Consider the following 11,957-nt stretch of genomic DNA (forward strand, 5'->3'; position numbering starts at 1 on the left):
AGGAACGGCCTCAGCCCTTCACGCGGACGATCTTCTGCACCTGCGGCACGTGCCGGATGGCGCGGATGACCTGGGCCAGATGCTTGCGGCTGTCGACCTGGATGGTCAGGTGCAGCGACACGGTGGACACGGCGTCGTCGTGCATCGTGACATGCATGATATTGGCATCGGCGGCGGTGACTTCCGCTGCCAGCCGTCCCAACACGCCGCGTTCATTGCGCGTGACGATGTCCAGGCGCGTCGCCAAATGCTTGGCGGTCTGCGCGTCCCAACCCACGTTGATCCACCGCTCGGGCTCGCGCAGGCGCTGGCGCAACGCGACGGGGCAATCCGCCGTGTGCACCACCAGGCCGTGGCCCATGCGCATCCCGGCCACGATGGGATCGCCGGGCAGCGGACCGCAGCAAGGAGCAAGCTGCACCGCCTGGCCTTCGTTGCCCTGAATCAGGATGGGCGCGCTGCGCGCCGAGGTCAGTTCGTCGACCGCGGCGGCCGTGGTGGCGACCAGTTGGTGCTCCGGCGCAAAGCGGCGGGCGACCACCGCGGCCAGCCGTTTGCCCAGCCCGATGTCCGCCAGGATTTCCTCGCGCGAGCTGGCGCCGGTGCTGCGCGCCAGCTTTTGCCAGCCCGGGTCGTCGGTAGCGGGCAAAGGCATGTGCAATTCCTGCATTGCCTGGGCCAGCAATCGTTCGCCGAAAGCCACCGACTCTTCGTACTTGACGGTACGCAGGTAGTGGCGGATTTCAGAACGCGCGCGACCCGTGCGCACATAGTTCAGCCATTGCGCATTGGGGCGCGAGGCCGGCGACGTGACGATTTCCACGGTGTCGCCGCTGCTCAGTTCCGTGCGTAGCGGCACGAACTCGCCATTGACCTTGGCCGCGACGGCCTGATTGCCGATGTCGGTGTGAATCGCGTAGGCGAAGTCGACGGGCGTGGCGCCGCGGGGCAGCGAAATGATCTTGCCGCGGGGCGTAAAAACGTACACGGCGTCCGGGAACAGGTCGACCTTGACGTGCTCGAGGAACTCGCCTGAATCGCCGGTCTGGCTCTGGATGTCCAGCAGCGACTGCAGCCACTGGTGCGTGCGCTTCTGCAGGTCATTGAGCGTCAGGTCCGCGCCCTTATACAGCCAGTGCGAGGCAACGCCTTCCTCGGCGACGTGGTGCATGTCGCGCGTCCGGAACTGGAACTCGACGGGCGTGCCGTAGGGGCCGACCAGCGTCGTGTGCAGGGACTGATAGCCGTTCACCTTGGGGATGGCGATGTAGTCCTTGAACTTGCCGGGCACCGGGCGGAACAGCTGATGCAGCGTACCCAGCGCCAGATAGCACTCGGGCAGCGTGTGGACCACGATGCGGAAACCGTAGATGTCCAGCACGTCCGAGAACGACTTTTTCTGGTCGACCATCTTGCGGTAGATGCCGAACAGCGTCTTTTCGCGGCCACTGACTTCGGCCTCGATGCCGGCGGCGGGCAGGGCGGCCCGCACGGAGTCGGCAATCTTGGTGATGACCTCGCGACGGTTGCCGCGCGCGGCCAGGACGGCCTTGTACAGCACCTGGTAGCGGTTGGGGTGCATCGCGGCAAAGCACAGGTCCTGTAGTTCGCGGAACAGCAGGTTCAGGCCGAGCCGATGGGCGATGGGCGCATAGATGTCGAGCGTCTCGCGGGCGATGCGGCGACGCTTTTCGGGATTGACCGCGTCCAGCGTGCGCATGTTGTGCAGCCGGTCGGCCAGCTTGATGAGGATGACGCGCACGTCGCGCGCCATCGCCAGCAGCATCTTGCGGAAGCTCTCTGCCTGTTGTTCAGCCTTGGTGGCGAAGTCCAGTCGGTCCAGCTTGGACAGGCCATCGACCAGCTCGGCGACTTCCGGTCCGAATTTCTCGGCCAGTTCGTGCTTGGCGATGCCCTGGTCTTCCATCACGTCGTGCAGCAGGGCGGCAGACAGCGCGTTGACGTCGAGCTTCCAGCCTGCGCAGATTTCGGTGACGGCGATGGGGTGAGAGATGTAGGGCGAGCCGCTGGCGCGGAACTGGCCCAGATGCGCCTGGTCCGCAAAGCGATAGGCTTCGCGCACGCGCTCTACATCATTCTTGTCGAGATAGCTGCCGATGATTTCGGTCAGCGGCGCCAGCGAGGCGACCGGGGATCCGGTCGCGTCCGCCGCTTCTTGTGCGGCGACGGACGGTGGCGTGGGGGAATTCTTGTCTTTCTTGCCCGTGCGGCGCCCGAGACGGGAGCCGGCACGTAGTGCGGCAAGCAGACCAGATGAAGCGTACTTCAGCCCGGGAAAAGCCATGCTTGCAGCCCCCCGGAGCGTATCAGGTGGGAACTTTACGCAGCATTTCCACGCCGGTGAGTCCGCCAGCGATTTCGCGCAGGGCCGTGACCGTGGGCTTGTCCTTGCTGTCCAGGCGCGGGGCGTGGCCTTGCGCCAGTTCACGGGCGCGGTACGTCGCGGCCAGCGTGAGCTTGAAACGGTTGGGGATTTGATTCAGACAGTCTTCGACAGTGATGCGAGCCATTAGGACACCTGGTGCTGATGGATGATGGGGAGAATGCGTTCGGCTCAGTGTTCGGCCGGGATGCCAAGTTGCGCGAACAACTCTGCATGACGGGCGGCCTGAGACGAAAAACGCAGCCGTGCGGCGCTGACGATTTGGGTCAGCTCCGACAGGGCTACGCTAAATTCTTGATTAATAATAACATATTCGCATTCAGGCGCATGGGCGATTTCGCCGCCTGCGGCCATCAGCCGGCGGGCGATGACTTGGGGCTCGTCCTGACCGCGCGCTTTGAGCCGGCTTTCGAGTTCGTCGATGGACGGCGGCAGCACGAAAATGCCAATCGCACGCGGGAAACGCTGCTTCACCTGGCGCGCGCCTTGCCAGTCGATTTCCAGCAGCACGTCGCGTCCCTGGCTGGTCGCCTCGTCGATGCGGTCGCGCGGCGTGCCGTAGAAATTGCCGTGGACTTCGGCCCATTCCAGCAGGTTCTGCGCTTCGCGCATGCGCTTGAAATCGTCGAGCGACACAAACCGGTATTCGCGGCCATCTTCTTCGCCGGGGCGAGGTGCGCGCGTGGTGCAGGAAATGGAAAGCAGGATGGAGGAGTCCTGGGCAAGCAGGGCCTTCACGAGGCTGGACTTGCCGGCGCCGCTGGGCGCGACGACCATGAAGACGTTTCCGGGAGTGGCGTGCATGAATGAATGTGACCGGCTGTGATGCTGAGACTCGAAGAATAGCAAATCGCGCGGTTGGCCGCGCGGTCCGGCAACGCGTGAATCCGTGCCGGGCCGCGTTGGATCCAGACTGCCGGCCCGCCGTGTGGGCGGCGCAACGGGCGCGGGTCATCCCTCTGGCGGGAATGTAGAAAGTGTGTCGCGCCTGGAACCTTCGCTTGCAGCATCTGTAAGACGATTCGGGTAGGATTTCGCGCATTCATAAGACGGAGAATCCGATGAACACGAACGAGATCGATCCGCCCCGCGTCGCCCTGGTCACGGGCGCCGGCACCGGCATTGGCCGCGCAGTCGCGCTGGAATTCCTGGCGCAGGGTTACCGGGTCGTGCTGGCGGGCCGCCGGCGAGAGCCGCTGGAAGCCACCCGCACGGCCGCCGGCGAAGACGGCCTGCGGGCCCTCGTGGTGCCGACCGACGTGTCTGACGAGCAGGCAGTCCGCGATCTCTTCGACACCGCCCAGCGCGAATACGGCCGCCTGGACGTCCTGTTCAACAACGCCGGGCGCGGCGCGCCGGCCGTGCCGATCGAGGAATTGCCGGTTGCCGTGTGGCGCGAAGTCGTCGACACCAACCTGACGGGCATGTTCCTGTGCGCGCAGGCTGCGATCCGCATCATGAAAGCACAGAACCCGCGAGGCGGCCGCATCATCAACAACGGCTCGATTTCCTCGCACGCGCCGCGGCCGTTTTCCATTGCCTACACCGCCACAAAGCACGCGGTGACCGGGCTGACCAAGTCGATTTCCCTGGATTGCCGGGCGTACAACATTGCGTGCGGCCAGATCGACATCGGCAACGCCGCCACGGAAATGACCGAACGCATGGCTGCCGGCATCCTGCAGGCCGATGGCAGCACCAAAGTCGAACCGCGCATGGACGTTGCGCACGTGGCGCAGGCGGTGGCCGCAATGGCCCGTCTGCCGCTGGACGCCAACGTGCAGTTCATGACGCTCATGGCCACCAACATGCCGTTCGTGGGCCGGGGCTGAGCGTCATTTAAGGAACGAAACCGCCGGCACACGCGTGCCGGCGTTTTTGCGTTTATCCCCAGGCGCCCAGCGGGCGCCGTCCGCCGGCCTTGCGCTTAGCGCGAGGCCTGAGCAAGCAGTTGCTTGGGCGGGGTATCCAGATAGGCGCGGGCGCCCAGGTAACGTTTGGACCAGTAGGCCGTCTTCATGTCGTCGACGCGCACCTTGGTGCCGCGGCGGGGGGCATGAACGAACTTGTTCTGGCCAATATAGATGCCGACATGCGAGGTGACGCCGCGTCCACGGGTGGCGAAGAACACCAGATCACCCGGGCGCAGTTCCTTCTTGGCGGACACGGTCTTGCCTTCGCTGCGCTGAGCGCGCGCGGTGCGCGGCAGCTCCAGGCCCGCGATTTCGCGGTAGACATACAGGACGAGCCCGCTGCAATCGAAGCCGTCGGCGTCATCGCCGCCCCAGCTGTAGGGCGTGCCGATGGCCTCCAGGCCGGCCTGCACGACGCGCTCGCGCAGCGTCAGGACGGTGGGCTCTTGCGCGAGGCTTAATCCGCTAAGGGTGGGGCGGGCTTGTTCGGCGGCCAGCGAGGCTTGGGCGGCGCCAGGAATCCAGGAGAGCGTCAGGGCCAGCAGGGGCGCTGACAGAAATGCGGGCGTGCGGAATTGGGTAAAGCGAAACTTTCGCGTGGGCGGCGTCATTACGTCACTTCAGAAATCGGAGTGGGCGGCATGGCTTTGCCTACGAGGCAAGCCGGCGGAAAGGGGAGCGGTTTCCAGGCAGAAAGCAAGAAACGCCTCAAGATTATAGTGTAATAATGTTTCATTACATTTGTAGTGCAATGCAGCATAATCGCCGGCCCGTTGTTACTGTGCGCCCACCATGCCACGTAACAGGCTCATCAGAAATCGCGTATGCGCGGGCCGTTGTGTGAGATAGCCACGACGGCGGCCCTGATGACATTTCATTGCCCAACGCCTCGGGCATAATCGACCGCATCGGCCTTCGGAATTGCCGTTGCGCGAAGCCGATGCAAGAAAAGACAGATAAGAAGGCGGAGTAAAGCTCAATGATGAACGCAGTACACCCTTTGTCGTCCATGAACCGGCCTGAGGCCCTGCCGTTTGAACCCTTCCAGGACGCATTGTCCGCCGTAGACCGGCTGGCGGAAATCTATGCGCGCAATACGGCTTTCCTGCGTACCGCGTTTCGCGAGGTCCTGAAGGGCACGGGCAATGGCAGCGCGCGATTCCGCGCCTACTACCCGGCCATCCGCATCGTCGTCGAAACCTACGATCCCATCGACACCCGGCTTTCCTATGGCCACGTGGCCGAACCGGGTTACTACCAGACCACCATCACACAGCCGGTTCTGTTTCGCGACTACCTGATCGAGCAGATCGGCCAGTTGTTGCAGAACCATCGGGTGGCGGTCGAAGTGGGCGAGTCGGATTCGCCGATTCCGCTGCATTTCGCGTTTCCCGAGGGCGCCTACGTGGAAGGCGAGCACCTCGAGGCGCTCAAGCGTCCGCTGCGCGACCTGTTCGACGTGCCGGATCTGGCGGTCACCGACGACGCCATCGTGAACGGATCGTGGCGCGGCAAGGAAGGCGAACCCAAGCCGCTGGCGCCATTTACCGCGCAGCGCGTGGATTATTCGCTGCACCGGCTGCAGCACTACACCTCCACGGCGCCCACGCACTTCCAGAATTTCGTGCTGTTCACCAATTACCAGTTCTACGTGGACGAGTTCTGCGCCCGGGCCCGCGCGCTGATGGCCAGCGGCAACGAAGACTACGAAATGCTGGTCGAGCCCGGCAACCGCATCACGCGCCGTGGCGAAAGCGGTCCTGGCGACGAGGCGCAGGCCGTACGCCTGCCGCAGATGCCGGCTTACCACCTGGTGCGCGGCGATCACTCCGGCATCACGTTGGTCAACATCGGCGTCGGGCCGTCCAACGCCAAGACGATCACCGACCACATCGCCGTGCTGCGCCCGCATGCGTGGCTGATGTTGGGTCACTGCGCCGGCCTGCGAGATTCTCAGCGGCTGGGCGATTACGTGTTGGCGCACGGCTATGTCCGCGAAGACCACGTGCTGGACGACGATCTGCCCACCTGGGTGCCCGTGCCGGCGCTGGCGGAGGTGCAGGTGGCGCTGGAGCAGGCGGTCGAAGAAGTGGCCGGGCTGTCCGGCTGGGACCTGAAGCGCATCATGCGCACGGGCACCGTGGCGACGATCGATAACCGCAACTGGGAATTGCGCGATCACGTCGATCTGGTGGAACGCTTTGCCCAGTCGCGCGCGATTGCGCTGGACATGGAGTCGGCCACGATCGCAGCCAACGGATTCCGCTTCCGGGTGCCGTACGGCACCTTGCTGTGCGTGTCCGACAAGCCGCTGCATGGCGAACTGAAGCTGCCCGGCATGGCCAGCGCCTTTTACCGGCGCCAGGTCAACCAGCATCTGGAAATCGGCATCCGGGCGCTGGAGCGGCTGCGCGACATGCCGCCGGAGCGGCTGCATTCGCGCAAGCTGCGCACGTTTATGGAAACGGCGTTTCAATAGGACGGCCGCTGCCGGGAGGCCTGCGGGGCGGATCCGTCCCCAGCCCCCGGTCATTTTTCATGTCGGGGCCGATTGCGCTATTCTCGCGCGTTGCTCGGTAATCCCAGGGCGTTCGCGGACCGTTGCGCGAGCGCCATCCAGACGTGAAGGAACGCATTTTGGCACCATCGGAACACGATGACCGTCGCTCAGACGGCACGCGCGACGCGCAGGCGGACAGGCCGTCCGAATTGCGGCGCACGCTGTCGGCGCGCCACCTGACCATGATCGCGGTCGGCGGGTCCATCGGCACCGGACTCTTCGTGGCGTCGGGCGCGACGATCGCCAAGGCCGGCCCCGGCGGTGCGCTGCTGGGCTATGTGCTGATCGGCATCATGGTCTATTTCCTGATGACCAGCCTGGGCGAACTGGCGGCCGCCATGCCGGTGTCCGGTTCGTTCTCGACCTATGGGGCGCGCTACGTTGAAGACGGGTTTGGCTTCGCGCTGGGGTGGAACTATTGGTACAACTGGGCGGTGACGGTGGCGGTCGACCTGGTCGCGGCGCAGCTCGTCATGGCGTACTGGTTCCCCGACGTGCCCGGCTTCTATTGGAGCGCGCTGTTCCTGGCCATCACTTTCGGACTGAACGCCATGTCCGCCCGCGGGTTCGGCGAGGCCGAATTCTGGTTTGCGCTGATCAAGGTGATCGCCGTGCTGGCCTTCGTCACCATGGGCGTGATGATGCTGCTGGGCATCATCCGTGGTGGCGAGGCGGGCGGCCTGGCCAACTGGACTGTCGGCGACGCGCCCTTCGCGGGCGGCTTTGCCGCGCTTATCGGCGTGGCGATGGTGGTGGGATTCTCGTTCCAGGGCACCGAACTGATCGGCATTGCCGCAGGAGAATCCAAGGATCCGGCCCGCAATCTGCCGCGCGCGGTGCGCCAGGTGTTCTGGCGCATTCTGCTGTTCTATGTGGCGGCGATCCTGGTCATCGGCCTCTTGATTCCCTATACCGACCCGCACCTGCTGCGCAACGATGTCAAGGACATCAGCGTCAGCCCGTTCGCGCTGATCTTCGAACGCGCGGGACTGTTGGGTGCAGCCTCCGTGATGAACGCCGTGGTGCTGACGTCGGTGCTGTCCGCCGGCAATTCGGGCATGTATGCGGCCACGCGCATGCTCTACAGCCTGGCGCGCGAAGGCAAGGCGCCGCGGATCTTTGGCCGCATTTCGCGTACCGGCGTGCCCCTGTGGGCGCTGCTGGCCACCACCGTCGTCGCGGCGCTGTGCTTTTTCACCTTCCTCTTCAGCCCCAACGACGTCTACATCTGGCTGCTCAACACGTCGGGGATGACCGGGTTCATTGCCTGGCTGGGCATTGCCATCAGCCATTACCGATTCCGGCGGGGTTACGTGAAGCAGGGCAACAGCCTGGCGGATCTGCCGTATGTGTCCCCGTTCTTCCCCTTCGGTCCGATCTTCGCGTTCGTGCTCTGCCTGATCATCACCTTGGGTCAGAACTACCAGGCGTTTCTGGAGGACAAGATCCAGTGGGGTGGCGTGGTCGCCACCTACATCGGCATCCCGCTCTTCCTGCTGATCTGGGCCGGCTACCGCCTGACACGCGGATCGCGCTTTGTCAGCTACCGCGACATGCGTTTTCCGGACGCGCGCGCCCGTAGCGAATACCTGGATTCGGCCCTGCGGGGCGAGCCCGCGACGGGCGAAAGCCGCTAACAGGGTGGCCGCCTGGCGGGGGTAGTAACCCCCGCGGGCGCCGCGCCCCTTATTCGATGTTCTGCGCCTGCTCGCGCATCTGCTCGATCAGCAGCTTCAGGTCCATGGCGGCGCGGGTGACTTCCATGCTGCCGGCCTTGGAACCCAGCGTGTTGGCTTCACGGTTCATTTCCTGGAACAGGAAATCCAGGCGCTTGCCCGCGCTGCCGGCGTTCTTCTTGCCGGCCGCGGGCTTGCCCCCGCCGTCGGACAGCAGGTGACGCAGTTCTTCCAGGTGCGAGCGCAGGCGGGACAGTTCTTCAGCCACATCGATGCGCAGGGCAAAGAGGTTGGCTTCCTGCGACAGGCGTTCGGACAGTTCCGCGCCGGAAATGTGCGTGAATCCGCCGGGGAAGGCAGATTCCACGCTTTCGCGCAGCTTGGCGGCCTGGCGTTCGCGGTGGTCGGCCAGCAATTGCGGCAGATGCGCCTGCACGATGTCCACGACGCGCGCGACGCCATCGGCGCATTCGCGCATCATCCCGGCCAGGCGTTCGCCTTCGCGCTCGCGGCCTTCCTGAAGCTGTGTCAGGGCCTGTTGCGCGGCCTGCAGGCACGCGGCCCCCCAGATCTGCGGATCCAGGGCGTCGTTGCCCCGCTGGCCGGGCCAGTTGAACAGTTCCGCCAGACGCGGGGATGCGATGTCCGGAATGATGCGGCGCGCGGCCTGCAGCTGTTCGGCCAGGCTGTCGAGCCAGGCGGGATCCAGCTTGGACAGGTCGGCGTTGGCCGCACGGGTGAAGGACACGCGGATTTCGACCTTGCCGCGGGCCAGATTGGTGGTCAGCAATTCGCGCAAGGGCGTTTCCACGTGGCGCAGCTCGTCGGGAAGACGGAAATACAGGTCGAGAAAGCGGCTGTTGACGCTGCGCAGTTCTATGGCGAGAGTGCCTTGTTCTAAGTCTGCTCGGGCGTTGCCGAAGGCGGTCATGCTGCGGATCATGGTGTGCGTGTCCTGGTGATTCTTGGAATAGGAGCCGGTTGCGCCGGGGCCCGCGGCGCCCAGGTCCTGGGCAGCGGGTCTGTGTTTTCAACCGGATACATCGCGGCAGGATACTCCAAGCGTGATTGTCCCGTGGCGCCTGCCCGTACAATGCCGCGAATCTAAGCCAAGTCTGGAGCCAATTGTGACCAACATCCCCACGAATGCCCGGCCGTCGGGCCGCGCCGCCGACCAATTGCGTCCGTTCAGCCTGGAGCGGGGCTTTACGCGTTACGCCGAAGGCTCCGTGCTCGTGAAGGCGGGCGACACCCATGTGCTTTGCACGGCAAGCGTCCTGGACAAGGTACCGCCTTTTCTGAAGGGCAAGGGCGAAGGCTGGGTAACGGCTGAATACGGCATGTTGCCGCGGGCCACGCACACGCGCGGCGATCGCGAGGCCGCGCGCGGCAAGCAGAGCGGCCGTACGCAGGAGATCCAGCGCCTGATCGGACGCAGCCTGCGCGCGGTGTTCGACATGAAGGCGCTGGGTGAACGCACGCTGCATCTCGACTGCGATGTGCTGCAGGCAGACGGCGGCACGCGCTGCGCCAGCATCACGGGCGCCTGGGTCGCGGCGGCCGACGCGGTCGGCCTGCTGATGAAGCGTGGCGATCTGGCCACCAATCCGATTCGCGACGCCGTGGCCGCCGTCTCGGTCGGGCTGGTCAACGGCCAGGCGGTCCTGGACCTGGACTACGTGGAAGATTCGGCCTGCGACGCCGACGTGAACGTCATCATGACGGGCAGCGGCGCCTTCGTGGAAGTGCAGGGCACGGGCGAGGGCGCGACGTTCACGCGGGCCGAGCTGGACACGATGCTGGTGCTGGCGGAAAACGGAATTGCCAACCTGGTGAAGGCCCAGCGCGCCGCGCTGGCGTGAGCTGGGCGGCGCCCGGTCCGTTGTGCGAACCCGGTGTCTGACACCCTGATATGGTCGCTGTCGTCAATAGGAATGGTTTGCTGGTTGGAAATCAGTGACACGGGGTGATGCGACACAAGCCTGCTGCTGCGACGATAGATCAGACTGATATCCGTGGGTTGGTAACCACCGTGCATCGATCCGTCGTGGAAGCTGCCTCGCTCTAGTGACGCAGGTTGCCCCAAAGGGTTCTGTTGAGGGTGTCGTGAGGGTTCTTCCTATCGAGTTCGTGTCGCATCACCTCGTGTCACGGGTATGGGTGTCATTGATGTGTGTTGTCGGGCAGCGATTGGCGCGCAATGGCCCAGATGAAGCCGGTCAGTTCCCGCGCCACGGCTACGCAGACTTTGTTCGCCTGCACGCCTCGGGCCGATAGATGTGCAAATCTGGAGCACAAACGCACCTGAGCTTTCCAGGCGTGGGTGCGGATACCGGGAGAAAGTGTCGCGCTTCGGTCACGCAACGCCTGACTCATGCGCGCCGGGAAGCGGTAGTTCCAGGCCGCTTCGGTCAGAAGCCGCCGGGCGTGTGCGTTACCGGTTTTGGTGATCGAACCCCGGCGTACGCTGTTGCCACTGGAATGCTCCGAAGGCACCAGTCCGAGATAACCCATGAGCTGGCGAGCACTACCAAAGCGGGCGATGTCGCCGATCTCGCACACTAAGCCGATTGCGCTGACCGTATCGATACCACGCAGCGCCCTGAGCGCAGCCACGGTCGGCTCCTGGCGCCAACCTTCGATGGCGTGCTCGAGCGCCGTCGTCAGACGCTGTACGCGATCTTGAGCCGCTTGCACGGCCAGTTGATACTCGACTAGCGCGATGTAATCAGCAGGATGGTCAAAATGCTGCTCCGCAATCCAGCGTTGGTGCGTCTTGTTCCAGGATGTCTTGCCGGGATAGCGCCGGCCTTGGCGTAGCAAAAATGCCTTGAGCTGCTGGCGCGCCTGCAGGCGCAGGTTGACGGCATCTTCGCGAGCCCGCCAGAGATTGCGCAGCGCCTCGTGGGCCTGGTCAGGCACCCAGATGGCCTTGAGCTCCCCAGCCCGCGACAGCTCGGCCAGTCGCAAGCTGTCGCGCCGGTCCGTCTTGATGCGCTCGCCCGGGCGACGCGGGGTCAATGACGGCGCAATGATCTCGCAGCGATAGCCCCGATCGCTCAGCGCACGATATAGCCCATAGCCCGTCGGCCCAGCCTCATAGACCACGCTGACCTGCCGTGCGGCACCATATTTGCTTAGGGTCTTGAGCAACGCCTGCACGTCTGGCGTAAGCGTGCTGACAAACCGGCCGGGCTCCCGCCCGGCCTCGCACACGGACATCGCAATGCTGTCACCGTGCACATCCAGACCAACGAAAAACTTGATACGCTCGTCCATGGCTCGTCTCCATACGGTTTGCGGCTGGCTTGCCCCGCCGCATGTGGCTCGGCGCTCTCCTGGAGAGCGCAATCCACGATACAGGAGACGAGCCGCCTTCCGATTAACGAGCGACCATAATGTCT

The 11,957-nt window shown here is 64.6% G+C and carries 10 protein-coding genes; 4 read left to right on the forward strand and 6 right to left on the reverse strand.

Annotated features, from left to right (window positions below):
• Positions 1–10 precede the first annotated feature (10 nt).
• The 3 genes from B3446_RS08420 to gmk are packed head-to-tail and all read right to left on the reverse strand — an operon-like array spanning position 11 to position 3,208.
• Positions 11–2,305 (reverse strand): RelA/SpoT family protein, encoded by a 2,295-nt coding sequence (locus tag B3446_RS08420; protein ID WP_175121676.1) that lies wholly within the window; start codon positions 2,303–2,305, stop codon positions 11–13.
• Between the two features lie 22 nt (positions 2,306–2,327).
• Positions 2,328–2,531, reverse strand: coding sequence for a DNA-directed RNA polymerase subunit omega (rpoZ, locus tag B3446_RS08425; protein ID WP_006219679.1), 204 nt, complete (start codon positions 2,529–2,531; stop codon positions 2,328–2,330).
• Positions 2,532–2,575: 44 nt separating this feature from the next.
• A complete protein-coding gene (gmk, locus tag B3446_RS08430; protein ID WP_191578673.1) occupies positions 2,576–3,208 on the reverse strand; it encodes a guanylate kinase in 633 nt (210 codons plus the stop codon).
• 257 nt (positions 3,209–3,465) lie between these two features.
• On the opposite strand from gmk, the gene B3446_RS08435 reads away from it, so the two are divergent.
• Positions 3,466–4,236, forward strand: coding sequence for an SDR family oxidoreductase (locus B3446_RS08435; RefSeq protein WP_175121674.1), 771 nt, complete (start codon positions 3,466–3,468; stop codon positions 4,234–4,236).
• Between the two features lie 95 nt (positions 4,237–4,331).
• On the opposite strand, the gene B3446_RS08440 is transcribed toward B3446_RS08435, so the two are convergent.
• Positions 4,332–4,928, reverse strand: a complete 597-nt coding sequence (locus B3446_RS08440) for a C40 family peptidase (RefSeq protein WP_175121673.1) — start codon at positions 4,926–4,928, stop codon at positions 4,332–4,334.
• Between the two features lie 368 nt (positions 4,929–5,296).
• Here B3446_RS08440 and B3446_RS08445 point away from each other — a divergent pair, with 368 nt between their 5' ends.
• Complete coding sequence (locus B3446_RS08445) at positions 5,297–6,796, forward strand: AMP nucleosidase (protein ID WP_409515299.1); 1,500 nt, start codon at positions 5,297–5,299, stop codon at positions 6,794–6,796.
• A 158-nt stretch (positions 6,797–6,954) separates the two neighbouring features.
• Positions 6,955–8,514 carry an amino acid permease gene (locus tag B3446_RS08450; RefSeq protein ID WP_291379744.1) on the forward strand — a complete coding sequence of 520 codons (1,560 nt, stop codon included), beginning with the start codon at positions 6,955–6,957 and terminating at the stop codon, positions 8,512–8,514.
• Positions 8,515–8,563: 49 nt separating this feature from the next.
• Here the strand turns inward: B3446_RS08450 and B3446_RS08455 are convergent, their stop codons facing one another.
• A complete protein-coding gene (locus B3446_RS08455; protein WP_175121671.1) occupies positions 8,564–9,496 on the reverse strand; it encodes a YicC/YloC family endoribonuclease in 933 nt (310 codons plus the stop codon).
• Between the two features lie 184 nt (positions 9,497–9,680).
• Here B3446_RS08455 and rph point away from each other — a divergent pair, with 184 nt between their 5' ends.
• Complete coding sequence (gene rph, locus B3446_RS08460; RefSeq protein ID WP_291379747.1) at positions 9,681–10,415, forward strand: ribonuclease PH; 735 nt, start codon at positions 9,681–9,683, stop codon at positions 10,413–10,415.
• Between the two features lie 301 nt (positions 10,416–10,716).
• On the opposite strand, the gene B3446_RS08465 is transcribed toward rph, so the two are convergent.
• The gene (locus tag B3446_RS08465) at positions 10,717–11,832 is read right to left on the reverse strand and encodes an IS110 family transposase (protein ID WP_291379749.1); all 1,116 of its coding nucleotides are present in this window, start codon (positions 11,830–11,832) and stop codon (positions 10,717–10,719) included.
• Positions 11,833–11,957: the final 125 nt, after the last annotated feature.

It is taken from the genome of Achromobacter sp. UBA5777 (genome assembly GCF_002418565.1).
Taxonomy (GTDB): Bacteria; Pseudomonadota; Gammaproteobacteria; order Burkholderiales; family Burkholderiaceae_B; genus Achromobacter; species Achromobacter animicus.

What these genes read in the sequence shown, in the direction of transcription:
- B3446_RS08445 (WP_409515299.1), top strand. Translation starts at nt 5,297, where the DNA reads ATGATGAACGCAGTACACCCTTTGTCGTCCATGAACCGGCCTGAGGCC.
- B3446_RS08435 (WP_175121674.1), top strand. Translation starts at nt 3,466, where the DNA reads ATGAACACGAACGAGATCGATCCGCCCCGCGTCGCCCTGGTCACGGGC.
- B3446_RS08455 (WP_175121671.1), bottom strand. Translation starts at nt 9,496, where the DNA reads ATGATCCGCAGCATGACCGCCTTCGGCAACGCCCGAGCAGACTTAGAA.
- rpoZ (WP_006219679.1), bottom strand. Translation starts at nt 2,531, where the DNA reads ATGGCTCGCATCACTGTCGAAGACTGTCTGAATCAAATCCCCAACCGT.
- B3446_RS08440 (WP_175121673.1), bottom strand. Translation starts at nt 4,928, where the DNA reads ATGACGCCGCCCACGCGAAAGTTTCGCTTTACCCAATTCCGCACGCCC.
- B3446_RS08420 (WP_175121676.1), bottom strand. Translation starts at nt 2,305, where the DNA reads ATGGCTTTTCCCGGGCTGAAGTACGCTTCATCTGGTCTGCTTGCCGCA.
- gmk (WP_191578673.1), bottom strand. Translation starts at nt 3,208, where the DNA reads ATGCACGCCACTCCCGGAAACGTCTTCATGGTCGTCGCGCCCAGCGGC.
- B3446_RS08465 (WP_291379749.1), bottom strand. Translation starts at nt 11,832, where the DNA reads ATGGACGAGCGTATCAAGTTTTTCGTTGGTCTGGATGTGCACGGTGAC.